Origin of the sequence: Terriglobus sp. ADX1 (assembly GCF_036877645.1) — a bacterium.
In the GTDB taxonomy this organism is placed as follows: Bacteria; Acidobacteriota; Terriglobia; order Terriglobales; family Acidobacteriaceae; genus Terriglobus.
Map to the genome: position 1 here is coordinate 1 of NZ_JAEDXV010000135.1, position 253 is coordinate 253.

The window sequence follows — 253 nt, forward strand, 5'->3', positions numbered from 1 at the left end:
TTATCGCGTAGCAACTCTTTACGGAAGCGCGAAGGATCAATGCGCAGCTTTACCTGCTTGCAATACGCAACAGAAAGTCCCGTGAACCCCGCCAGCTTCGTTGCCACTGCATCGAATTCAGCGGGCGCAGCATATCGCCCTGATCCAGCGCAATCGCATACTCGCCACGCGTAAACTCGCGTGCCTTCTGCACAAAGTCCTGCATCGTGCCGGTATGCGGAACCTTGTTGTGATACCAGGCGATCGCTGCATA

Annotated in this window: 1 protein-coding gene; it reads right to left on the bottom strand. The window is 55.3% G+C overall.

Features of this window, described 5'->3' with window-relative positions; genetic code table 11:
- Positions 1–49 precede the first annotated feature (49 nt).
- On the bottom strand, positions 50–253 hold a 204-nt coding region (locus tag JAO32_RS19915), incomplete at its 5' end, for a hypothetical protein (RefSeq protein WP_334243646.1).